25 protein-coding genes are annotated in these 25,284 nt (G+C 37.3%); 23 read left to right on the forward strand and 2 right to left on the reverse strand.

The features are described 5' to 3' along the window. Positions 1-114 precede the first annotated feature (114 nt). The 12 genes from RWM19_RS02350 (at position 115) to RWM19_RS02405 (ending at position 11,819) form a co-directional block, all read left to right on the forward strand. Positions 115-927, forward strand: coding sequence for an enhanced serine sensitivity protein SseB C-terminal domain-containing protein (locus tag RWM19_RS02350; RefSeq protein ID WP_294024315.1), 813 nt, complete (start codon positions 115-117; stop codon positions 925-927). Next, entirely contained in the window at positions 927-1,694 is a 768-nt protein-coding gene (locus RWM19_RS02355; protein WP_313983188.1) for a GNAT family N-acetyltransferase, read from the forward strand. The genes RWM19_RS02350 and RWM19_RS02355 overlap by 1 nt, the downstream gene beginning before the upstream one ends. Beyond that, positions 1,685-2,347, forward strand: a complete 663-nt coding sequence (locus tag RWM19_RS02360; RefSeq protein ID WP_313983190.1) for a hypothetical protein — start codon at positions 1,685-1,687, stop codon at positions 2,345-2,347. Before RWM19_RS02355 ends, RWM19_RS02360 begins: the two co-directional genes overlap by 10 nt. A gap of 100 nt (positions 2,348-2,447) precedes the next feature. Next, positions 2,448-2,825 (forward strand): GntR family transcriptional regulator, encoded by a 378-nt coding sequence (locus RWM19_RS02365; protein ID WP_028078309.1) that lies wholly within the window; start codon positions 2,448-2,450, stop codon positions 2,823-2,825. 15 nt (positions 2,826-2,840) lie between these two features. Beyond that, positions 2,841-3,683 carry an ABC transporter ATP-binding protein gene (locus RWM19_RS02370; RefSeq protein WP_313983193.1) on the forward strand — a complete coding sequence of 281 codons (843 nt, stop codon included), beginning with the start codon at positions 2,841-2,843 and terminating at the stop codon, positions 3,681-3,683. Between the two features lie 35 nt (positions 3,684-3,718). After that, entirely contained in the window at positions 3,719-4,300 is a 582-nt protein-coding gene (locus RWM19_RS02375; protein ID WP_313983196.1) for a hypothetical protein, read from the forward strand. A 672-nt stretch (positions 4,301-4,972) separates the two neighbouring features. Then, on the forward strand, positions 4,973-5,551 hold the full coding sequence (locus RWM19_RS02380; RefSeq protein WP_313983199.1) for a hypothetical protein: 579 nt from the start codon (positions 4,973-4,975) through the stop codon (positions 5,549-5,551). Positions 5,552-6,142: 591 nt separating this feature from the next. Then, positions 6,143-6,691, forward strand: a complete 549-nt coding sequence (locus RWM19_RS02385) for a hypothetical protein (protein WP_313983202.1) — start codon at positions 6,143-6,145, stop codon at positions 6,689-6,691. Between the two features lie 79 nt (positions 6,692-6,770). Next, entirely contained in the window at positions 6,771-8,111 is a 1,341-nt protein-coding gene (locus RWM19_RS02390; RefSeq protein WP_313983204.1) for a replication-associated recombination protein A, read from the forward strand. Beyond that, positions 8,111-8,449, forward strand: coding sequence for a hypothetical protein (locus RWM19_RS02395; protein WP_313983206.1), 339 nt, complete (start codon positions 8,111-8,113; stop codon positions 8,447-8,449). The genes RWM19_RS02390 and RWM19_RS02395 overlap by 1 nt, the downstream gene beginning before the upstream one ends. 79 nt (positions 8,450-8,528) lie before the next feature. Then, entirely contained in the window at positions 8,529-10,838 is a 2,310-nt protein-coding gene (gene lon / locus RWM19_RS02400) for an endopeptidase La (RefSeq protein ID WP_313983209.1), read from the forward strand. 141 nt (positions 10,839-10,979) lie between these two features. Then, positions 10,980-11,819, forward strand: a complete 840-nt coding sequence (locus RWM19_RS02405; protein ID WP_313983213.1) for a DegV family protein — start codon at positions 10,980-10,982, stop codon at positions 11,817-11,819. A gap of 34 nt (positions 11,820-11,853) precedes the next feature. Here the strand turns inward: RWM19_RS02405 and RWM19_RS02410 are convergent, their stop codons facing one another. Both RWM19_RS02410 and plsY read right to left on the reverse strand, forming a co-directional pair. Beyond that, positions 11,854-12,642, reverse strand: a complete 789-nt coding sequence (locus tag RWM19_RS02410) for an alpha/beta hydrolase (protein WP_294023044.1) — start codon at positions 12,640-12,642, stop codon at positions 11,854-11,856. Beyond that, entirely contained in the window at positions 12,630-13,256 is a 627-nt protein-coding gene (gene plsY, locus RWM19_RS02415) for a glycerol-3-phosphate 1-O-acyltransferase PlsY (protein WP_294023043.1), read from the reverse strand. The genes RWM19_RS02410 and plsY overlap by 13 nt, the downstream gene beginning before the upstream one ends. 178 nt (positions 13,257-13,434) lie before the next feature. Here plsY and parE point away from each other — a divergent pair, with 178 nt between their 5' ends. The 11 genes from parE (at position 13,435) to RWM19_RS02470 (ending at position 25,229) form a co-directional block, all read left to right on the forward strand. Continuing rightward, complete coding sequence (gene parE / locus RWM19_RS02420) at positions 13,435-15,354, forward strand: DNA topoisomerase IV subunit B (RefSeq protein ID WP_313983217.1); 1,920 nt, start codon at positions 13,435-13,437, stop codon at positions 15,352-15,354. After that, a complete protein-coding gene (parC, locus tag RWM19_RS02425) occupies positions 15,354-17,861 on the forward strand; it encodes a DNA topoisomerase IV subunit A (RefSeq protein WP_313983219.1) in 2,508 nt (835 codons plus the stop codon). The genes parE and parC overlap by 1 nt, the downstream gene beginning before the upstream one ends. 2 nt (positions 17,862-17,863) lie before the next feature. Continuing rightward, on the forward strand, positions 17,864-18,913 hold the full coding sequence (yqeH, locus tag RWM19_RS02430) for a ribosome biogenesis GTPase YqeH (protein WP_313983222.1): 1,050 nt from the start codon (positions 17,864-17,866) through the stop codon (positions 18,911-18,913). Then, positions 18,910-19,200, forward strand: coding sequence for a ribosome assembly RNA-binding protein YhbY (gene yhbY, locus RWM19_RS02435; protein ID WP_294020398.1), 291 nt, complete (start codon positions 18,910-18,912; stop codon positions 19,198-19,200). Before yqeH ends, yhbY begins: the two co-directional genes overlap by 4 nt. Then, the gene (gene yqeK, locus RWM19_RS02440; RefSeq protein ID WP_313983226.1) at positions 19,197-19,997 is read left to right on the forward strand and encodes a bis(5'-nucleosyl)-tetraphosphatase (symmetrical) YqeK; all 801 of its coding nucleotides are present in this window, start codon (positions 19,197-19,199) and stop codon (positions 19,995-19,997) included. The genes yhbY and yqeK overlap by 4 nt, the downstream gene beginning before the upstream one ends. Then, entirely contained in the window at positions 19,990-20,322 is a 333-nt protein-coding gene (rsfS, locus tag RWM19_RS02445; RefSeq protein ID WP_313983228.1) for a ribosome silencing factor, read from the forward strand. The genes yqeK and rsfS overlap by 8 nt, the downstream gene beginning before the upstream one ends. Before the next feature lie 57 nt (positions 20,323-20,379). Further along, positions 20,380-21,072 (forward strand): YjjG family noncanonical pyrimidine nucleotidase, encoded by a 693-nt coding sequence (locus RWM19_RS02450; RefSeq protein WP_313983231.1) that lies wholly within the window; start codon positions 20,380-20,382, stop codon positions 21,070-21,072. Positions 21,073-21,084: 12 nt separating this feature from the next. Continuing rightward, positions 21,085-21,621 (forward strand): DnaD domain-containing protein, encoded by a 537-nt coding sequence (locus RWM19_RS02455; RefSeq protein ID WP_294020393.1) that lies wholly within the window; start codon positions 21,085-21,087, stop codon positions 21,619-21,621. Further along, positions 21,621-22,274, forward strand: a complete 654-nt coding sequence (nth, locus tag RWM19_RS02460; RefSeq protein ID WP_313983234.1) for an endonuclease III — start codon at positions 21,621-21,623, stop codon at positions 22,272-22,274. The genes RWM19_RS02455 and nth overlap by 1 nt, the downstream gene beginning before the upstream one ends. A 36-nt stretch (positions 22,275-22,310) precedes the next feature. Next, a complete protein-coding gene (locus tag RWM19_RS02465; protein ID WP_313983237.1) occupies positions 22,311-23,213 on the forward strand; it encodes a DegV family protein in 903 nt (300 codons plus the stop codon). A gap of 141 nt (positions 23,214-23,354) precedes the next feature. Then, positions 23,355-25,229 (forward strand): flavocytochrome c, encoded by a 1,875-nt coding sequence (locus RWM19_RS02470; RefSeq protein WP_313983240.1) that lies wholly within the window; start codon positions 23,355-23,357, stop codon positions 25,227-25,229. Positions 25,230-25,284 lie beyond the last annotated feature (55 nt).

Here is a 25,284-nt window from a genome sequence, read left to right on the forward strand (position 1 = left end):
GATTTTATGTTTGTCAAATCTCACTGTACATCATTCTTTCTGTGAATATGATGTAATCTAGTGAATGATAGCGAAAAAAAGGGTATAATTACTAAGAATGTAAAGGAGTACATCATGTCAGATAAGAAAGCAAAAATCCAGCAGGGAACGATTGCCCCTGTTACGAATCCAGAAGTAAAGAAAGCAATCAATGATTTAAAACAAGGAAGTACCCCTGAAAGACAAGAAGCATTATCAAATGCATTAAAGAAAGCAAGATTACTAGCACCTTGTAATTTTGATGTAGAACTAAAGCCAGATCATAATGGTGTTTTACCAACTGTAAATCCATCACAGATTAAGTTCTTCCTCATTAATACAAATGATGGGAAAGCTTTCTTCCCTGCATTTACAGATGTTGAAGAATCCACAAAATTTAAGGTGGCTGGTGAGAAGGATGATACGCCAAAGAATATCGTAAGAACAATTCAAGAATACGATGCATTATTATCCGATCCAAATACAAAGATTCAAGGTGTTATCATCAACCCAGGAACAGATAATATCGTTATTCCTAAGCCACTTATTGCAATCCTTGCAGGTAGAGAAAGACCAAAGCCTGTACAGCCAACAGCACCTATGAACATCACATATTCTGAACCAAATGTATATCCAACACGCTTGGTAAATGCTGTATATGACTATTGTGAAACAAATGATGCCATTAGCAGAGTTTGGTTAAAGGCAAAACTATATGGTCCAGCGATGGCATTCTTCTTAGTTGTAGAAGCTGAAAAGCCAGAACAGGATATCTTAACAAAGATTCATGATGCGGCTGTGCCATATGCAAAGGATTTACCAGTTGAAGTTGTATTCATCAATGATGAACTGCGTAAGAATGTTATCAAAGAGGCGGTTGCGATGTATGACCGTAACATCAGTTTCTAATGGATATTAGAATATTAACAGCAGCAGAACTTGATGAAGCAATTAGTCTTGCCAAAGAAGTGATTCTTTCTGAGATAGATGTTTCATGGAGTAAAGAAGCTGCTAAGAGTATTAGTGAATTTATGGCAGAACGCCTTAAACAATTTACAGTTTATGGCTTATACGAAGAAGGTTTAGAAAGCATCTTAGCTTATGATCTTGATAAGATGCATATTATTCTGTTACTAACAAAACAAGCCTCCCGTAAAAAGGGGTATGCAACGGCACTGTTAAATCGATTGAAAGAAGAGGCAGATGAGAATCGTCTTTCAAAGATTACCGCTAACGTTGTGGATTCAGCAGCGGACTTCTATCATCACTATGGATTTGAGAATGTTGGAATATCTACAGAAGCAGGTGGAATGAACTACACACCAATGGAATATCTTGTGGGTAGAGAATGGCTGGGTAAAACTGTAACAGTCATTATCGATCATGCATATGGAAGCTTCCATCCACATATCGCAGATTTAACGTATCCTGTAAATACAGGCTATGTTGAAGAACTATTCCAGAAGAATGGAGAGTTCCAAGATGCTTATGTCATTGGTCCAAAAGAGCCTTTAGATACATTCGATGGAGTTGTGAGTGGGATTATCTACCACAAGGATGATCATCGTTCGTATTTCATCGTCACTCGCGTTACAGAAAATATTGATGAAAACGAAATCATTCAAGCTGTTGGCTTTGAACAACAGTTCTATGAGACAAGAATCCTATGGAAATAACAAAGCAACAGTTTGCTAAACATCTTCTGATTGAAATTGCTGGTTTGATTCTTGTAGCGATAGGCGCTGCTGGAATTATGAAGGTGGCGTTAGGGACAGGGGCTTATGATGCCTTAGCACTTAGTATTAGTTCAATCACCGCAATTGAGGTAGGGACAGTTGGATTAATTGGTAACTGTATCTGTATTGCTATACAAATACTAATGTTACGAAAGAAATATCGTCTGATGTTTCTGTTACAGATTCCAGTTTCATTCCTGATGGGGATAACAATTAACTATTTTTATTACATCGTATTTGCAGGGATGAATTCAGATTTCTATATTGTGCGTCTTGTTTTGTTAATGGTATTTATCGTCATCTGTACTTTTGGAGATGCGATGATGACTGCAAGTGGGATGATAGGACTTGCAGTTGAAAGTACATGTGTACTTTTCGCAAAGAAATTCCAAATGGAGTTTGGCAAAGTAAGACAGCTAGCAGATGTAGTCTTTATAATACTGATATTAATTTGTTGTTTCTTCTTCCATGCAATATTCCCAATGCGTGAAGGAACAATCATCCTGGCATTTACATTTGGACCGTTATTAGGATACTTTACAAAGAAACTCCAGCCACGTATTCATAAATGGGTATATCAAACAACGAACTAACTCAGCCAAAATTGGTTGGGTTTTTCTTTTTGCATCTATTGACGAAAATATAATAACTGTATATATTGTATATATACAGATAGGTTGGAGGTTGATAATTATGAAACTAATTATTGACAACAGGAGTGGACAACCGATTTACGACCAAATTTATAATCAATTACGAGATCAAATCATTAATGGTACCTTAGCAGAAGATGAAAGTTTACCGTCTATTCGCACACTTGCTAAAGATCTACGTATCAGTGTCATTACCACAAAACGTTCATATGAAGAACTGGAGCGAGAAGGTTATATCTATACCATTCCAGGCAAAGGAAGTTTTGTGGCAGGAAAGAATGTCCAACTCATTCAAGAACAAAATCTTCGCATCATTGAAGAACATCTAGCAGAAATTAAAAAACTATCCACTTCTTGTAATCTAACACAAGAGGAAGTAACCAAAATGATGAAAGTCATTTGGGATGAAAATGAATAATTGGGGGGAATCTTTATGAATGCAATTGAAGTAAAAGATATTACAAAAAAGTATGGTAACTTTCGTTTGAATCATGTGTCTTTGCAGATTCCTGAAGGAACAATCTATGGCTTGATTGGTGAAAATGGTGCAGGTAAAACAACACTTATCAACTGTATCCTAGGACTTGTACAACCAAACTATGGGGATGTTGTAGTACTAGGAAGTAATAATTTCATCAATGAAGTAGAACTCAAAAATCAACTAGGTTTTGTAATTAATGATATGGGTATTCCTAATATCCTGACAGTAGATAAGATTGAAGAAATCTTTAGTAAAATCTATAGACATTGGGATCATACACAATTTGTAAAACTATTAAAACAGTTTGAAATTGATAAAGACGAAAAATATGAAACACTATCATTAGGTAATAAAATGCGTATCGCAATTGCGATTGCGTTAAGTCACAACGCAAAACTCTTAGTATTAGACGAACCGATGAATGCACTAGATCCTGCAATTCGTGCGGAGGTTGTAGAACTTCTCATTGAATATACACGTCAAGAAGATCATACAATTCTTATCTCTTCCCACATCGTTACAGATCTTGAAAAGATGTGTGATTACATTGGATTCATGCATGCAGGTGAATTAATAATTAATGATGAGAAAGATAATATCTTATCTAACTATGGAATATTGAACATAGCACCAGAAGAAATCACGAATATTCCAGAAGGCGCAATTGTCGCAAAGAAAGAGACACCATATCAAGTAAAACTTTTAATTGATCGTAAACACGCTCCAAATCTTGAAGGTCTACATCCAGCGACGTTAGAAGAAATTTTCGTTGGTATCGTAAAAGGAATTATTTAAAAATCATATAATATTAGAAAGGAATTTCTAAGCATATGAAAGCACTGTTAATAGCTGAGTATGAAAGACTTGTTAAAAATAAGAGATACATAGCATATATCATATATCTATTACTTTGTGTTATTAATGGGGTTTACGCGAGTAAAAGTTTGAATCCTCAGGATAAATTCCCATATTTGATATGCATATTTTTGTTTATTCCTGATTTTGAAAAAGGAAATTTGATCAATTCACAGAATATTAGATTATTACCAGTTAAACCACAATCCTATGTGAGAATTTTATTCCTGGAAGTAGGAATATATAATCTTATTATTATTCTAGGTTGGTTTATCTATTGCACAGTTCTTGGAAGATTAATTTTTCCAGATTTGATAGAGACTGGTTTTTTAATCTTTTTAGAAAGTTTGTTAATTCCGACCGTATTACCGAAGAAAAAGATGACCCAACCTTATTTTGAGCATACGTTAATGGTAGGACTTCTTACGTGCTTTTATTATGGAGTTATCCTAACTCAAACAACACTGGATAAGAATATCGGTTTTCTGTTCTTTATTGTTATCTTATTTGTAATGACATACTTTTCTTCCATTCGTATTCTCAAAGAAAAAGGATGATTTTTAACGAAGTGAACTCGTCAATTGTAAAGGGGGTGTTAAGAATATGAAAGTACTGTTGATAGCTGAGTATGAACAAATTATTAAGGATAAACGATATTATGCGTATATTATATGTTTTATAATAAGTTTTATTAGTGGAATAATTTCCCGCGTTAATCATGCCCAACCTAATAGTTACCCGCTTCTTCTGTACTCTTATGTTGTTATAAATGATTTTTCTAAAAATCATTTCATAAAGTCTAATAGTATAAGACTACTGCCAATTAAACCTCAATCTTGCTTACTAATAGTTTTCTTGGAATTGTGCATCAATAATTTGGTTCTTGCAATAGGCTGGTTGATCTACTGTGCAATGGCAGGCAATTTCTATATACCAGAAATGTTCTGGTTAGAGCTTATTCTTGTGTTTGAATGCATGTTTATTCCAAATGCTTTCCTGAGTTATAAATGGCCCAAACATTATCTTGAACATATTTTTATCATACTTACAGTTGCAGGAATTTATTGGACAGTTGTAAATAAGACAATGATAAATCACGAAGTGTGTTTTCTTATATTTATGGTTGCACTATTTGTAACAACCTATATCTCATCCATTCGTATACTAAAAACGAATAATAATTTTTAACAAAGCATAATAATCTATTTTAGAAAGGGATTTCTAAGAATATGAAAGCACTATTATTACTGGAGTTTGAGACATTCATAAAAAAGAAACAATACATCTTTCCGCTTTTATATATTGTATATTCAATCTGCTCATTAGTTTATACCGTGAAAGTAAAGGCAAACAATGAAAACATCCTTATGGTAATTCTTTCGATTCAGTTAATATGTGAATTTGCGAAACGCGAACAACCAATGAAGAGAATTGTAAGATTGTTTCCCGTTAGTGCGAAAGAAAGAATCAATACTCTTTTCGTAGAAACATTTATTTTAAATGCGATTGTACTTGTAGGACTATCTATTTCTTTTTTTCCATTTCATGGAATGGGTATGCTATGGGGTATTTTAAATATAGTCGTGTTTGTTGAGACTTTAGAAATTCCAGCTATTCTTTCAATAGTAATGTGGCATCGAAATTATTTTCAACATTTGTTGATGATGTTAATTGTGATTGGTATGAGTGTTCTTGTTTATATAAAAACAGATATTCATCCTGTCATTCAGTTTTTGGGATATGCAACTGTTCTTTATACACTAGCTTATATTTCATCGATTCGTATCTTAACTAATAAAGATTGGTAGAAGGGAAAAGATTATGCAAGGTCTATATACACTATATCGGCATCGTTTATTTAACTTCGAAAATGTCGCAATAAATTTTGTGATATTTCTTATATATATTTCATTCATGCAGATACCGATATATTCTTTTCAAGAAATACTTGGAATGATTTTCTTCTTCATTTTTCAAGTACAACTGATTACGATTTTGATTGATGAAAACTGGAATCCGATCTTACAAATTCTTCCAATTCGTAAGAAGGATTACTTCAATGCATATATGAAAATAACTTTTGTGTTCTACGTTCTATATGTGTTGTGTACGATTTGGTTTCATACTTTAATTTCAAAATTGAATGTACTATTTGTGGTAGCTCCCATTGGTTGTTTGTATTACTGTTTACGAAATTTCAAAACGATGACTACTGTAAAATCAAATCATATGATTATCCGATACGTTTTGTTTATAATTGCTGCACTTGTGTTTACATGGATTAGAAATAATACGGAAATTACTAATTCAATTGTTGTATTTGGAAATTTAATATGTCTTGCGATTGTTTCCATTCTTCTATTTGCATGTATGCATGAAATTCGCAAAGAGGAATCGATATGAAGAAATTATCATTTTATCAGACTTATACTTTAATTGGATTGATAGGATTTGTAATTGTTGTTCCGTGCTTATATTACTCTCTTGGTGCAGAACGTAGTTATAGTATCTTGATAGATTTATTTCCATACGGAACAGGATATGTAGCTGGATTATTGTATCAAATGCAGCTAGATTTAGAGAATATTTCTCTTTATCCACTGTCTATCAAAGAGAAAATATTACCACGCATCAAGCGTATCCTATTGGCATTGCTCAGCAGTAATATACTATATTCATTATTTTCTAACTTTCTTCATCGATTTAGTCCTGTTGACTTAGAAAACCTTGTAGTATCACTGCTGATATTATTTGTGTTAGAAGAAACATTTTTATATCAAATTGAAAAATATAAACTAGCATTGGTTCTGGGTATCTTATTCTCTGCGGTTGTCATTGGCTTAAGAGTAGTGATTCCTGAAATATTACAGCTTGTGATTATCTCTTTATTCATAACTTGTTTCTGTATCTTTTGGATGTATCATCAAAGTACCAGAAGAAAATCATGAGTGAAAGCTCCGCAAGGAGCTTTTTCTTTCTGAATATAGTAATTACAAGTATAATATGGGGTAGATAAAGGAGGTTTCTATGGATTTATTTGGGTACGCAAGCGAAGGGACAAAGAAAAATGAAGAGCCTTTAGCGGCACGTATGAGACCTTCTACTTTAGAGGAAGTTGTTGGTCAGGAACATATCATTGGTAAAGATAAATTGTTATATCGTGCAATTAAAGCGGATAAGCTTGGATCATTAATCTTTTATGGCCCTCCAGGAACTGGTAAGACTACACTAGCACAAGTGATTGCAAATAGTACCTCTGCTGATTTTCAACAAGTCAATGCGACAATTGCAGGTAAGAAAGATCTTGAAAAGGTAATTACACATGCGATGGATTTGATGTCGATGTATCAAAAGAAAACAATCTTATTTATCGATGAGATTCATCGATTTAATAAAGGACAACAGGATTATCTACTACCGTATGTGGAAGATGGCACAATTATCTTGATTGGTGCGACTACAGAGAATCCATATTTTGAAGTGAATCAAGCGTTGATTTCACGTTCTCGTATCTTCCAGTTAAAGTCACTTACAAAAGAGAATATTGTGACTCTTTTAAAGCGTGCTGCAGAAGATGCGATAAAGGGTATCGGCAAAGACAATGTTATCTTAGATGAGGAAGCTGCTGAATTTTTAGCAGAGATTTGTGATGGAGATGCACGTGCTGCGTTAAATGCGTTAGAACTTGCAGATCTTACAACAGATCGTAGTGATGATGGCTACATTCACATTACCTTGTCTGTTGTGGAGGAGTGTATTCAAAAGAAGGCAATTCGTTATGACAAGGATGGAGATAACCATTATGATACGATTTCTGCATTTATTAAATCGATGCGTGGTTCTGATCCAGATGCGACGCTATACTACCTTGCACGCATGTTGACGGCGGGAGAGGATGTTCGTTTCATCTCTCGTAGAATTATGATTGCGGCAGCAGAGGAATGTGGCAATGCAGATCCAAGAGCGTTACAGATTGCGGTTGATGCTGCGTTAGCCGTTGAAAGGGTAGGAATGCCAGAAGGAGCCATCATACTCGCAAATGCGGCTACTTATGTTGCCAATGCACCTAAATCTAATGCATCATCAAATGGTATTTTTATGGCAATGGATCTGGTTGAGAAAACAGGTAATCTTCCGATTCCGCCATATCTAAAGGATGCTCATTACGCAGGTTCAGAGAAGTTAGGCAATGGTGTAGGGTATCAATACGCACATGATTATCCAAATCACTATGTAAAACAACAGTATCTACCAGATGCGATTAAGAACGAAAGACTGTATCACTTCTCAGATGTGGCTTATGAAGCCAAGCTCCAACAATACTTCAATTCGATTGGTAAGACTGATTATCAAAAGGAGAAAAAATAATGCAAGGAAAATACAAAGTAATTACGCTTTGTGGTAGCACACGCTTTAAAGATGAATTCATGAAAGCGCAGAAAGATTTGACACTTGCTGGAAACATTGTAATTAACGTTGGATTATTTGGTCATAGTGGCGATAATGAAGTTTGGGAAAATATGGATGAGGGTACTTTAACAAAGACAAAAGAGATGTTGGATGATATGCATAAACGTAAAATTGACATGGCTGATGAAATTTTTGTTATCAATGTTGGTGGCTATATCGGCTCTAGTACAAAGTCTGAAATTGAGTACGCAAAGACAACTGGTAAAGCAGTCCGTTATCTTGAAACAATGGAATAAAATATCTGAGTGCTAAATATTAGCACTCTTTATTATTAAGTGCTAAAATACTTCTATACTCATGAGGAGGTATACAATAATGGCAATTATCGTTCCGATTTATAATACGGTATTATTACCAGACACAAATATTTATCTGACCAGTGATAGTTACAAAAACGCAACTGGACAGGAACCTGCTGTAGGTGATCGTATTATCTTTGCGATTGAAAAGAAGGCTTTATCTACAGATGAATTTCGTCCTGAAAACTTTTATCCATTAAGCGTATCAGGAACTATTACAGAAGTTAGTAATAGTGGTTTTGTGGTAATTAAGACAGAATCACGTATCAATATTGAAGATATCGTTGTACATAGTGATAAAACCCTAGAAGTTTTGTCTATCATCCGTAAACCGATGTCCAATGACTTAGATCCAATGGATGAAAAGAAGCGGGTTGAACAACTTAAGAGTGCACTTGTAAAGGCAACTGCGAACTATCAATGGGCTCTGGGTGCGCGTAATTTCATCTCTCAATTAAAGGGGATGGAGGATATCATCAGTGCCATGGCACAGTGGTTAAACATTACGGATGAAGAAAAGTATGCATTACTTGAAGAAAATCTTCGCTCAAATCTATTAAATAAGATTGAACAGTATATCTATGAATATACAGAGATGACGGATGTAACTAACGAAGCTTCTGCTGCACAAGAAAATGACAATAAGAAAGCCTATCGTGAGATGGCTATCAAGAAACAAATCGAATATCTTCAAAAGGAACTCGATGACATGCATCCAGAGAATGTTACAGATATTCGTAAGATGGAGATGAAGATTCAATCATCTGGCATGAATGAAACTGCTCGTCGTGAAGCGGATAAGGTTTTAAGCCGTCTAAAACAAGAAGGCAGTAACTCTCCAGAATATGGTAATCTTTACAACTATCTAGATTTTTTAACAAGTATCAGTTGGAAGAAAGAACGTACAAAGAAGATTGACTTCCAAGCTGCAGAGAAGATTTTGGATGAAGACCACTACGGTCTAAAGAAAGTAAAAGAGCGTATCTTACAACAGATTGCGGTAATGGATCTTAATAAGCGTCAGTCTGGTTCAATTCTTTTATTTGTCGGTGCTCCAGGTACTGGTAAGACAAGTATTGGTCGCTCCATCGCAAATGCACTCAAACGTAAATATGTACGTGTTGCGCTGGGTGGAGTACGTGATGAAGCAGATATTCGTGGTCATCGTCGTACTTATATCGGTGCAATGCCAGGAAGAATTATGGATGGTATTCAGAAAGCTGGCACATCTAATCCGGTAATGGTACTCGATGAAATCGATAAGTTGAGTATGTCTTACAATGGTGATCCTGCAAGTGCACTTTTAGAAGTTCTTGATCCTGAACAAAACAATACCTTTACGGACCATTACATGAATGTTCCATATGATCTTTCTGATGTACTCTTTATCTGTACCGCAAATACATTGGATTCTATCCCTGAACCTTTACTAAACCGTATGGAAGTGATTGACTTCCAAGGTTATACAGCAAGTGAAAAGTACCAGATTGCGCAAAGACATTTGATTCCAAAAGCAATTGAGAAGATGGGTATTCCAAATGAACAGTTAGAGTTTAGTGAAGATGCGGTACGTTCTATGATTGTGGACTATACGATGGAGGGTGGTGTACGTGGACTCAAGAAGAGAATTGATTCTGTATGCCGTGCTATCGCTGTGAAACTTGCAAGAGGTCATCAAGAAAAGATTGTGATTCAGGCAAGTGATTTCCCAACACTGCTAGATATGAAACCACTTCACCATGAAAAACTCATAGTTCAAAAGAATCCTGGTATCGTAACCGGTCTTGCATGGACTGCAAGTGGTGGAGAGATTTTGTTTATCGAAACCCTACTAACAAAGGGGAGTGGACAGTTAATTGTGACTGGACAGCTTGGGGATGTGATGAAGGAATCTGTACGGATTGCATTATCTCTTGTGAAGTCGAAATTCCCAGAAGCAGATAAGATTCTAAAGACGCATGATATTCATATCCATGTTCCACAAGGTGCTGTTAAAAAAGATGGACCTTCTGCAGGCATTACTTTAACAACTGCTTTGGCTTCACTGATTACCAAGAAGAAGGTTTCCCCATTAATTGCGATGACAGGAGAGGTATCCTTACGTGGTGGTGTGATGCCAATTGGTGGTTTGCCTGAAAAACTGATGGCGGCTGCTAGAGCTGGTGTTAAGACGGTTTATATTCCAAAAGAGAATGAAGATGACCTAAAGGATATCGCACCAGAAGTGAAAGAAAAGTTAACAATCATTCCAGTTGAGCAGGTAGATGAAGTCTTAAAGGCAGCTGGTATTCTGGCGAAAACAACAAGAAACTCAAAGCAGAAATAGGCTGAATCACCTCGTGATTTGTTACAAAAGTCGGTGAATTGTACCGACTTTTTTTCATTTGCGTGAAACATTCGTGAATTGCTTTGCGTAGAAAGAAATGAATATTTATAATGCATGTAGCTTAAAAAGCAGGAGGTCGCGATGAAGTATAGAATTGTATCAGATTCATCTTCAAATGTATTTCACATTGAAGATATTGACTATAGAACGGTTCCTCTAAAAGTTATTATGAATGAGGGAGAGTTCTTTGATGATGAACGCACGAATGTAGAGCGTTTCTTATCCGTACTCAAACATACGAAGGGAAAAACATCCACTTCATGTCCAAATGCCTATGAGTGGGCAAGTTCATTTGATGGTGCCGATACGATTTTTGCGGTAACAGTTACAGGTGGATTATCCGGTTGTTATTCTGCGGCGATGCAGGGTAGATCACTCTTCTTGGAAGAACATCCAGAAGCGAATATCTACGTCATTGACTCATTATCCGTAGGACCGGAAATTCTATTAATTATTGAAAAGTTAAAGGAGTTAATTACGCAGGGATTAAGTTTTAGTGAAATCTGTGATGCGATTAATGAATATAAGAAACATACACACTTATTATTTAATATCGCAAACTTAGACAATTTGGCGCGTAATGGTCGTGTGAGTCCAGCAATTGCCAAGTTATCTGGATTATTGGGTATTCGTTGTGTTGGTAAGGCATCTGATCAAGGTACACTTGAGATCTTGCATAAGTGTCGTGGTGAAAAGAAGGCCACAAATAAGATTTTTGAGGAGATGATTACACAGCGTTATAACGGAAAGAAAGTTCATATTGCTCACTGCAATAATGAATCTATGGCAAATGACCTTAAGAATTTAATCCTACAGTCTTTCCCAGAAGCGAAGGTTGATATGATTCCATGTACAATTGTGTGTTCATACTATGTATCAGACCAGGGTCTGATTGTTGGATTTGAAGATAGTGATTGTTAAACAAAAAGCCGCAATCTTAGTTGATTGTGGCTTTTTATGACTTTTTCTTTTTGTATAATTCTGGGAATAAGAATTCCAACATGATAGGGAAAATACCTTCCCAAGATTTTTCGCTGTGTGTACCATTTACTACAAGATTTGGATAAGTAACGCAACCACCTTGGGTAAAGAGATGATTGATATTCAATAACATATCTAACTCTCTTACAAGGCCTTTCTTTGTGCGTTCTTCATCAGATCCAAAATCAAGATAAATATGAGTTTCTTTAAACTTCATCTTTTGAATGTGATTACATAGCACATGGTAGTTAAAGATATTGGCAGGGGATACACAACCTGCTTTTGAGAAATAATCGTTATATTCGCTGATCATAAACTCAGACATGATTCCACCCATGGAAGAACCAGCGATACCTACGTGTTTACGATCTGTATGAATGCGATAACGTTTTTGACAGTATGGTAAGAGTTTTTCGATAAACCACTTACCAGTAATCTGTCCACAGGATTGAATTTGAATTCCTGTGAAAGTCTTTTCTGCGGTGAATGGGCAGTATTCATCGAGGCGCTCATCACCGATGTGATTACAATCTTGACCAATAATGACGATATCTAGTTTCTGCTTATCTAAATATTTCTTGATACCCCAACATTTACCATAAGTAGCTGTTTTATTATAGAAGAGGTTATGACCATCAAACATATATAAAACAGGATACTTCTTTTTACTTGTATCATAACTATCTGGTAGATATACCCAGACTTTACGAGGACTTTGGTGTAAAGGCTCAATTGGTAATGTGAATTTTTCTATTTTTCCCATAATGATTTACCCATCCATTTGATTTTACTCTCTGTACCATTTTTTATACGCTCGATATTTGCACGATGACGATATACCACAAATAGCCATAATACAAAGACGGAAAGTGTAATTGATAGTGGATTTCTAATAAAGAAACTAATGAGAATACTAGAACCTAAGCCAATCATGCTGGATAAGGAAACCATACGACAAAGATAGAGACTTACCAAGAATACAAGGAGTGGTAAGAAGAACTGAAAGAAGTATTGGTGATTGATAAATGTAGCGATACCTAAAAAGAAACCGAAGGAAGTCGCAACAGCTTTACCACCTTTAAACTGTGCAAAGATAGGGAAGCAGTGCCCAATACAACAAGCTAGTCCTGCGTAAATTATGGCATCCTTTGCGATGTAGCTAGCTAGTAACATTGAGAAGAATGCTTTGAGTGCATCTAGGACAATGACGATGATACCAACTTTCTTACCTAATACGCGACCTGCATTGGTACCACCAAGATTGCCTGAACCCTCGGTACGGATATCCTTATGGAAGAACACTTTTCCGATGACAAGTGACCATGGAATTGATCCAAATAAATAACTTAATATAATAACGCCAATGAAATTTAGCATAGATTAAATCCCCCTGTTGATATATTACCACATCAGTATTTTAGATATAAAATCAAATTGATTTAAAACCCTTTGGTTGTGACAAAATCAAGTAAAATGAACGTGTAGATTGTCGTAGGACAAGGATATTAAAGTGACCTAATTATGATATAATACATAGGTTATTAGGAGTTTTTGCATGGCGAATAGATATGATGATAACAGTATTCAAATTTTAGAAGGTTTAGAGGCAGTTAGAAAGCGTCCTGGTATGTATATCGGCTCTACCGATACAAGAGGATTGCACCATCTGATTTGGGAAATCGTTGACAATTCCATCGATGAAGCGTTAAACGGTTATGGTAAGAAAATCCAAATTACGTTAGAGGCAGATGGTAGTGTCACTGTTCAGGACGAAGGTCGTGGTATGCCTATCGGTCAACATGCCAGCGGTGTGAATACATTGCAGGTTATTTTTACCGTGCTCCATGCTGGTGGTAAGTTCTCTAGTGAAGGAGGCTATAAGACAGCGGGTGGTTTACATGGCGTAGGTGCCTCTGTTGTAAATGCGTTAAGTGAATGGCTAACTGTAGAGGTTGCACATGATGGGGAACTCGTCCGTATGGAATTTGCAGATGGTGGTAAGAAGATTGGTAAGCTAGAACATCTCGGTAAGACCAATCGTACTGGTTCTACGGTACGTTTCAAACCAGATCCACGTATCTTCTCTACAACTGAATACAAGTATGATGTTGTGTGTGAAAGAGCACGTGAAGAAGCTTTCTTGTTAAGTGGAATTGCGATGGTCGTTAGCGATAAACGCAATAAGAAAAATGAAACAGAAACATATCTATACGCAGATGGATTAACAGCTTTCTTAGAATACTTACATGAAGATCGCAATGTCTTAATGAACCCTGTGAAGTTTAGTGGGGAAGCCAATGGTATCCAGGTAGAAGCTGCTTTCCAATATACAGATGATTATCAAGAGAATACTTACAGTTTCGTTAACCTTGTTCGCACTGGTGATGGTGGTACACACGAAGCTGGTTTTAAAGGTGCTTTTACAAAAGCTATCAATGACTATGCAAGAAAATATGGTCTATTAAAGGTGAAGGATAAAAACCTAGAAGGTGGAGATGTACGTGAGGGTCTTACAACAATTCTCTCTGTATCTGTCCCTGAAGAATTATTACAGTTTGAAGGACAGACAAAGAGTAAGCTTGGAACTCCACAAGCCAAGACTGCAGTAGAAGCAGTTGTCTCGGAGAAGTTATCCTTCTGGTTGGAAGAAAATCGAAATCAATCTGACACGTTAGTACGTAAGATGTTAAAGGCATCCCTTGCCCGTATCGCTGCACGCAAGGCAAGAGATGAAATCCGTAAGGGTAAGCGTGTTGGTAAGGGTGAAAAGGTATTATCTGGTAAGCTAGCACCTGCACAGACAAAGGATGCTCGTGTGAAAGAGTTATTCTTAGTCGAAGGTGATTCTGCCGGAGGTTCCGCAAAACAAGGCAGGGATTCTCACTATCAAGCAATCTTGCCACTACGTGGTAAGGTATTAAATACGGAGAAATGTACACTCGCCGATATTGAAAAGAATGAAGAGTTAAATACACTCATTTATACATTAGGCGCAGGTGTTGGTCCTGACTTTGACTACAAGGAATCGAATTATGGCAAAGTTATCATTATGACCGATGCGGATGATGATGGATCTCATATTCAGATTTTATTACTAACATTCTTCTATCGCTATATGCGTCCACTGTTAGAGCAGGGAATGGTATATATCGCCTTACCTCCACTCTATAAAGTGACAAAGGGTAAGACGACAGAATATGTCTACAGTGATCAAGAATTAGATGCTTTACGTCGTAAACTTGGTAAAGTTGAAATTCAACGTTACAAAGGTTTAGGTGAAATGAACGCTACGCAGTTATGGGAGACAACAATGGATCCATCCCAACGTACACTGATTAAAGTGGGTATCAGTGATGGTGTAAAGGCTGAACGTCGTGTAACTGTACTGATGGGAGATAAAGCGGAATTACGTCGTAAGTGGATTGAAGATAACGTTTCATTTACATTAGAAGATACATTTGACTTGGAGGGCTAATGGTTAAGAAGAAGACAATCGTTGACAATACAAAATATAGACCAGAGCTACTCGAAGATATTATGGGAGCTGGCTTTGGTAGATATGCCAAATATATTATTCAAGAGCGTGCATTACCAGATGCGCGTGATGGTTTAAAGCCAGTACAGCGTAGAATTTTATATGCGATGTACCATGATGGAAATACATGGGACCATGCATACCGCAAGTCTGCTAAGACAGTCGGTCTTGTAATCGGTAACTATCACCCACATGGTGATACTTCTGTATATGATGCGATGGTACGTATGTCCCAAGATTGGAAAGTACGTCTACCACTGATTGACATGCATGGTAATAACGGTTCTATTGATGATGACCCAGCAGCTGCGATGCGTTATACCGAAGCTAGACTTGCCAAGGTTACACAAGTCATGGAAGAAGACTTGGATAAGAATACCGTTGAAATGGCACCTAACTTTGACGATACAGAACATGAGCCAACAGTACTTCCTGTACCGTTTCCTGTAATGCTAGTGAATGGTGCGACAGGTATTGCGGCAGGTTATGCGACAAACATGCCACCACATAACTTAAATGAAGTGGTGGATGCGACAATCTATCGTATTCAAAATCCAGAGAGTGCTTTGACAGACGTGATGGATATTTTAACTGGTCCTGACTTTCCAACTGGTGGTATCGTACAAGGTGAGGCAGGTATCCGTGATGCCTTTACAACAGGTAAGGGTAGAATTGTTGTGCGTTCTAAGTGTGAAATTCATGAGGAGAAATCTTGCCAACAAATCATTATCACAGAAATTCCTTATGAAGTTGTCAAAGGACAGCTTGTTAAGAAGATGGATGAAATTCGTGTTTCGAAAGATATCGATGGTATCTTAGATGTACGTGATGAATCTGACCGTGAAGGGTTACGTATTGTCGTTGATGTTCGTAAGGATATCGACGCCAATATGATTCTCAATTATTTCTATAAGAATACAGACTTACAGGTCTACTATAACTACAATAACGTCGCAATCATTGATAAGCGTCCTGTCCAGGTAGGTTTACTTGGACTATTAGATGCGTTTATCGCATTCCGTAAGGAAGTCGTATTGCGTCGTTCTCGCTATGAGTTAGATAAGATGGAAGCCCGTTGTCATATCATTGAAGGTTTGATGAAAGCTGTTTCAATCTTAGATGAAGTGATTCGTATTATTCGTGCTTCGCAAGATAAGGGTGATGCGAAACATAACTTGATGAATGAATTTGGCTTTGATGAACCACAGTCTGAAGCTATCGTTTCCTTACGTCTATATCGTTTATCCAATACGGATATTATTACATTACGCGAAGAGTTTGCGGAACTTGTCAATCAGATTGAAGAGACAAAAGCAATCATTGAAAATGAAAATGTATTGCACTCCGTAATTATCAAGGAATTACGAAATGTGAAGAAAGAGTATGGTCAAGAACGTCGTACACGTATTGAAGCTGAAGTTGAAGAAATCAACTATGATAAGACTGCGATGATTGCAAATGAGCGTGTTGTAGTGACTGTCAGTCGTGATGGTTATCTCAAGCGTGTATCTATGCGTAGCTATAATGCAGTAGGTGATCAAGAAACAACTATCAAAGATGGAGATGTACTGATTGGTACAACAGAGTGCGATACACTCGATACATTATTACTATTTACATCCAAAGGTAATTACGCATCTATTCCAGTTTGGCAAATTGAAGAAGGCAAATGGAAAGATGTCGGTATGCATCTAAATAAAGTTGTACGTATCGATGGTGAAGACAAGATCAAGAATGCAATTCTTATCAAGAGTTTCGATACGTATGCATGGATTGTGACAGTAAGTTCTGCTGGTCAAATCAAGAAGACTCCAGTGAATAGCTGGCAAGTAGAGCGTAACAATAAAGTTATGACTGCGATGAACCTTGGTAAGGATGCAGAGATGATCAATGCCTTTATCGCCTATAGTAACCAACAGATTTTGATGGTAAGTAAAGATGGTTATTCTTATCGCTTTGCGATTGAAGATATTCCAGCCACAGGTGTTAAGTCTAAGGGTGTTAAGGCAATGAACCTTGGTAAGGGGGATGCTCTTGCTTGGGGTTGTGTGATGAACGCAGAAGATCCAGCTGTGCTCTATATGACAAACGTTGGTCAGATGAAGCGTGTTCATACGGAAGAAATTGTCTTTGGTAATCGTCCGATGAAGGGTAATCTCATTTGTAAACGTCTAAAGACAAACCCAAGTATCGTAACACTTGCTAAAGCAGTTAGCGCAGGAGAAGAGTTAATCTTCAAGGATCCAGAAAGACAAGTATTGCGTGCATCTGAAGTGCCACTCAAACCACGTGAAAGTGGATTTGGTTCGCCACTTGTTTTGAAAGATGGATGGAATCTATACCGCGGTATCGATGAATGTCGTATCATTGATATACCAACAAACGCAGATAACGAAGTACATGAAGATGTAGAACGTTTGAGTTTATTTGATGAAAAGGAAGGCTGATCATGACAGTATGTAAAGGTTGCGGTGCAGTATTACAGACAACTGATTCAAAAGCGATTGGTTATAGTCCAAAAGCGGACGCAGAATATTGTCAAAGATGTTTTCGTTTGATTCACTATGATGATTTAACAATCTCTATGAAGACAGGTATCGATCCTGATGCGGTCATCGACCGTATCGCAAAGATGGATGCACTAATTCTTTGGGTAATTGATCTATATGATTTTGAAGCAGGAATTATTAATGGGATTAATCGCAAACTTGCCGATAAAGATATTGTAATGATTGCGACTAAGAGAGACTTATTGCCTGCATCTTGTGGAGAAGAGAAGATTGCACATTTTGTCTTTGGACGACTCAAAGATTTGGGTATTCGCATTGAACGGTTAATTCTTGCGTCCAAAGAAGAAAAGATGGGTGTCGAAGAAATTAAAGAATGCGTTGATGAACTTGCAAATGGTAGACAAATTGTTGTAATGGGTAAGGCTAACTCTGGTAAGAGTACTTTAATCAATAACTTGATGTCTACACAGGTTCTTACCGCTTCTAGATATCCGGGTACTACCCTAGATTTCAATGAGCTGGAAATTGATGGACATACCTACATCGATACACCAGGCATCGAAATTGGTAATAGTATGTTAATGGAAGTGAGCGAGGCAGATTTAAAGACAATCATGCCAAGCAAGAATGTGAAACCACAGGTATTCCAATTACGTGGTGAACAAAGCTTCTTTATAGGAGGCTTAGCACGCCTAGATTTATCTAGCTGTCATCATGCAAGCTGTGTATGGTATCTAAGTGATCGTCTCAACGTTCATCGTACCAACGGCAACTACGCAGATGAAAAATGGAATACACATGTTGGAACATTATTTGTGCCAACAGCCATTGAAACAGAAATGAAGAAATATACAATCCGTAAAGACATGCCAAAGGTAGACGTCGTAATTGATGGATTAGGATGGGCATGTGTGAGTGGAGAGGTCAGTACAATTACAGTACATGTACCAAAGAGTGTCAGTGTGACATTCAGAAAGGCAATGTTATGAGTTTAACAACAAAACAAAGAGCGTATCTAAGAGGACTAGCACAAACAGAACGTGCAATTTTCCAGATTGGAAAAGATGGCTTAAGTGATAATCTTGTAGAAACTGTCAATAACGGTTTACGTACAAGAGAGTTAATCAAGATTTCGGTATTGAAAACAGTTACGACAGATCTTAAGGAACTAGCATTCGATTTAAGCATGCATACAAAGTCTGAACTTGTACAAGTTATCGGAAGACAGATTGTTCTCTATAAGAAGGCAAAGGAACCAAAGATCGTTTTACCATGATCGTATATACAGCACCCTTTGATCCAATTACAGATGATGAACTACAACAGTTAAAAAATTATCACAAAGAGACTGGCAAGCAGATTGCGCTTGCGGTTGTGGGTGATGGTATCCTAAACTATGACAAGCGTAAAAAGTTATGTATGCGTGCATGTAATCCGTATCGCTATCTACATGTCGTAGATATCAAACAGGATGATACATGTATCGCGCTTCAATCTGAAACAGAAAGTGAAGTGCGAAAAGGATACTTTTACCTAAGCGCAAAAGGAATACGCAAGATACTACTAGAGTATGGTTACTACTTTGAAGAAGTAACGAAAGCGCAATGTAACCCTAAGCGTGCAGCACATTCTGTTCGTGTTGCGCATACTGCGTTTAAACTTGCAAAAATTCATCATTTGGATGAACAACTCGCATATCAAATGGGTTTATTACACGATGTCACAAAGAAAATGAGTGATGAAGAAGGAAATCAACTTCTATCACACTTTCGACCAGAAGTATTAAAACTCGATCCGGCAATCTGGCATAGCTATACTGCAGTCATCTGGTTAAAGCAGAATCTCTGTTGTTATAATAAGAAAATCTTACAAGCAATCCAACACCATACTCTTGGGGATGGAAACAGTGCATATGATCATATCTTATACATCGCAGATAAGATTGAACCGGGTCGTCAGTATGATGTGACCATGCATACAAAGATTGCAGAGAGAAATCTTAAGCAAGGAGCGGAGTATGTCCTTGTGGATGCGAAAAAATATATACTTGAAAAGGAGGGAAAACATGTCTGAATTACTGAATTTAGTACGTCATACATTAGATGGAAAATTGGCAGAGAATATCGTGACAATTGATATCCGCAATGTCAATGCTTATACAGACTATTATGTCATTTGTACTGCAAAGAATCCTAGACACGCAAATTCTCTTGTGGAATTTGTAGAAAAAGAAGTAACGAAGAATGGCTTTGATGTACGTCTTCGTGAAGGTGAAAGGGAATCGACTTGGGTACTCATTGATATGAATGAAGTGGTTGTACATATCTTTACAGAAGATGCTAGAAATACGTATCGCTTAGAAGCTTTATGGGCGGATCAACCACAAGAAACGCTCTAACAAACACGAAGATGTTTTCATAACATCTTCTTTTCAAACGAAAGGTGATAGACCAATATGATTAAGACAATTCTGTGGGATATCGATGGTACGATATTAAATTTTCAAAGCGCAGCAGAAAACTCATTGAAAAATACATTTAGAAAGTTTGGCTATGGTGAAATTACAGATGAGCTTTTACACATGTATGAAGGAATCAACGATGTATACTGGTGCAAGCTTGAAAAAGGGGAAATCACAAAAGAGAAACTACTCGTAGAACGTTTTGTGGAGTTCTTTACTAAGATTGGTGTTGAAACCACCCGTGTAAAAGAATTCAATCAAGCGTACTTAAATGGATTATTAGATACGGTAGTCTTTATGCCTGAAGCATATGAAACGGTGAAGAAACTACACCCACAGTACAAACAATACATCGTTACTAACGGTGTAAAACAACTACAACGACAGAAGATTGCTAAGGCAAAGATTGAAGAATTCTTTGATGGTATCTTTATCTCTGATGAAATTGGACATGAAAAACCACAGATTGAATTCTTTGACTATGTGTTTGATCGAATTGAAACACAAAATCGTGATGAAATAATGATTATTGGAGATTCTTTGACGAGTGATATTGCGGGTGGAATCCATGCAGGAATTCGTACCTGTTGGTATCATCCTAGCAATGAAGAAAATCACAGTGACATAAAACCGGAGTTTACAGTCACTTCTCATCTTGCGTTCCAAGAGTTATTAAAGCAGTTATAAGGGAGTAAACGTATGAAGTGGTATGAACAAAAATATGTAAATCATCGAGATTGGATACTTGATCAGATGGGCTTGCTTGGCATGGAGAGTGCAGAGTTAGTTGTTGTTTTACTGATTGATTTTATGAATCAAAATCATATTGAAATCACGATGGATGCTCTTAAAGAAAAGACGGGAATACAAGAAGAGGAATTGAACCGTGTGATATCCGCACTTTGTGCGAAGAAGTATTTAGATATTAAAGCTTCCGCAAGAGCGGTTGTCTTTGACTTGTCAGGACTCTTTGAAACGGATGTCGCAAGAGTTGAAAATATCCTAGATCGTTCACTAATTGATACTTTTGAGACTGAATTTGGTAGAACATTAAGCCAAAATGAAATGCAGAAAATTAGTGATTGGAATAAGGTAACAGATAAACGTTTGATTATTGCGGCACTACGTGAAGCAAGTGCGTACCAACATTTAAACCTAGGCTATATCGAAAAGATTTTATCTGATTGGAAACAGAAGAAGATTACTGCAGATTCTGTAGGAGTGGAGAAGAAATAATGGAGCGTTTATCAGTACCATTTATTTTGGAATATCTACAGAAATTACATCCAAATGCACATTGTGAATTGACACATCGTAATCCTTATGAATTATCTGTTGCGGTAATCCTTTCTGCACAGACAACAGACGTGTCCGTCAATCGTGTAACTCCTGCGCTATTTGAGGCTTATCCATCTCCATATGACTTGGCCAAGGCACCAACGAAAGATGTTGAGAAATATATCGCATCCCTTGGTTTATATCGCAATAAGGCAAGACAAATTGTTGGTTTTGCCAAAGGCGTTGTAGAACAGTTTAATGGGGAAGTGCCACATACGATGGAAGAGTTAACAACTCTACCGGGTATCGGTAGAAAGTGTGCGAATGTCATTATGGCTGAGTGTTTTAATATTCCAAGCATTGCGGTAGATACACACGTTGCACGTATTTCTAGAAGGCTTGGACTTTGTTACCAAAAGGATGATGTGGAAAAGATTGAACGTAAACTAATGCGGAAAATTCCACGTGATTGTTGGATTAAAACCCATCATCAGATGATATTCTTCGGCCGCTATCTGTGTCATGCGCGTAATCCTGAATGTTATCGTTGCCCATTCGTGAATGGATGTCATGAAAAACAAAAGAACTTAACACCACCTAAAACAAAATAAGAATCAATTGATATCATTAATGGAGGACCACAAACAATGAAATCATATGTTATATCAGCTTGTTCACCAGCTGATTTGAATAAAAAATATTTTGAAGAACGAAATATTCCATATTTATGTTTTGAATATGAACTGGCAGATACCACCTATACAGATGACTTATTTGAATCTGTATCTGCTAGTGACTTCTATCAAGCAATGGTAGATGGCGCAATGACACGTACTTCACAGATGAACCAGATTGGTTACGAAGAATTTTTTGAGAGTATTTTAAAAGAAGGAAATGATTTATTGCACTTTACATTATCTTCTGGAATCTCTGGTACTTATAACTCTGCACGCATGGCGGCAGAAGCAATGCGCGAAAAATATCCAGAACGTAAAATCTATGTTGTGGATTCTAAGAACGCTTCTTCAGGTTTTGGGTTACTTGTAGAAAAGGCTAGGGAACTTCAGGAATCTGGCATGGATATTGATACACTTCATGAGTGGATTGAAGCACATAAGTTAGAATGTCATGCATGGTTTTTCTCAGGTGATTTAACTTTCTTTATCCGTGGTGGAAGAATCTCAAAGACTGCAGGAACCATTGGTAATATGTTGCGAATTTGTCCTTTAATGCAGGTAGATTCAGAAGGGAAACTTGTTGTACGTCAGAAAGTTCATGGCAAGAAAAAAGTAATACGTGCCATCGTAGAAAAGATGGAAGAATACGCCGAGAACGGTCATGATTATCATTGGAAAGTCTTTATCTCTCACAGTAATTGTTTAGAGGATGCGAATGCAGTAAAAGAGTTGGTTGAAGAAAAGTTTCCAAATACAAAAGGAAAGATTACTATCTTTAATATTGGACCGGTTATTGGTGCACATACGGGTCCTGGAACAGTTACATTATTCTTCTGGGGTAAAGATCGTTCTGAGATTGAAAAAATTGCATAATACATTTTCAATGATAGGGAAACCTATCATTTTTTGAATTCAAACTTGTGAAAATGGGCCTTGTAAGGGTGGTTGTAACTGAAGCAGTGAAATGTTAAAATGGTATGGCTTATGAGGTATAACTCATAACAGGGAGGGAAAATGAAAAAGTTAACAGCATTATTAGCTAGTGCAACAATGGCTTTGTCACTTGTAGGATGCTCAGCAGGAAAAACATATACTGGTGAAGCATACGGACATGACAAGGAAAATCCAGTTAAAGTTACTTTAACAATCAAAGACAAGACAATCACTAAGGTAGAGGTTGATGCGTCTCATGAAACAAATGGTATTGGTTCAAAAGCAGCAGAGACAATGCCAGGTGCAATCGTCGCAGCTAACTCTTTAGATGTTGATGGAGTATCAGGTGCTACACAGACATCTAAGGCAATCATCGAAGCAGCTACAGCAGCTTTGAAACAAGCAGGACTAGAACCATCTGACTTAGTAAGTAAGAATACAAGCACAACAAAGGCAAAGGATATTGAAGAAACAGTAGACGTTGTTGTAGTTGGTGCAGGTGGAGCTGGTATGACAGCTGCTATTACCGCGACAGATGCAGGTAAGAAAGTTATCGTAGTAGAAAGCCAACCAATTGCTGGTGGTAACTCTGTACGCTCAACTGGTGGTATGAATGCGGCTAAGACACCATACCAAGATAAGAATGAATTTAAGGAAGCTGCAGGTGTTGAAAAGACATTAGCGACTGCTGCAGAGAAGTTCGCAGATAATGAAACAATTACAGCTTTAGCAGCTACAGTTAAATCACAATGGGATGCATACCAAGCAAACCCACAGGGCTATTTCGATTCTGTTGAATTAATGGAATTAGATACAATGATTGGTGGTAAGGGTAAGAATAACCCAGAGCTCGTAAAGGCCCTTGCAGAAAATTCTGCAGATGCTATCGAGTGGTTAGCATCTATCGGTGCTGAAGTTAAGAATGTTGGAGCGTTTGGTGGTGCTTCTGTTAAGAGAATCCACCGTCCAGTAAACGCTGATGGCAAGGTAACTGCTGTTGGTGCATACATTGTTCCTATTTTAGAAAAGAACCTACAAGATCGTAATGTACAATTCTTATTTGATACAACAGCGAACGAAATTATCATGAAGGATGGTAAGGCAGTTGGTATTAAGGGTACAGGTAAGGATGGTCATAAGGTCACAATTAATGCGAAGTCAGTTGTTATCGCAACTGGTGGATTCGGTGCTAACGCTGAAATGGTTGAAAAGTACAAGCCAGAATTAAAGGGCTTTGCGACAACAAATGCAGAAGGTGCACAGGGTCAAGGTATTGATATGGCTACAGCAGCAGGTGCTGCTACAGTGGATATGAATCAGATTCAGATTCACCCAACAGTACATATCGAAGAAGATGGTAATGCACACCTAATCACAGAAGGTCTTCGTGGAGATGGTGCTATCTTAGTTAACGCTGAAGGTAAGAGATTCTACGATGAAGTTTCTACACGTGATAAGGTATCTGCTGCAATCATCGAACAAACAGATAAGAGCGCATGGTTAGTTGTTGACCAGGCAATGGTTGATAAGTCCGCAGTTATCGCAGGTTATATCAAGTCTGGTTACACAGTAACAGGTGCTACATATGAAGAACTCGCAAAGGCTATGGGTGTTGATGAAGCTACATTTACAAGCACAATGAATACTTGGAACCAAGCAGTAGAAGCTAAGAGTGACGCAGAATTTGGTCGTACAAGTTTCGCAAATCCATTGACGACAGCTCCATACTATGCAATTAAGATTACACCAGCGGTTCACCATACAATGGGTGGTATCGTAATCAATCCTAAGGCAGAAGTATTAAACGAAAAGGGAGAAGCTATCTCTGGATTATACGCTGCTGGTGAAGTAACTGGTGGTGTTCATGGTGCTAACCGCTTAGGTGGTAATGCAGTAGCTGACTTTGTAGTATTCGGTAGAATTTCTGGACAAAGTGCAGCAGACAACGCTAAATAATCACATTTACATAAGGGATACCGATGAGGTATCCTTTTTGTATACATGGGAGAAC

The sequence above is a fragment of the uncultured Solobacterium sp. genome (assembly GCF_963517755.1).
In the GTDB taxonomy this organism is placed as follows: Bacteria; Bacillota_I; Bacilli_A; order Erysipelotrichales; family Erysipelotrichaceae; genus Bulleidia.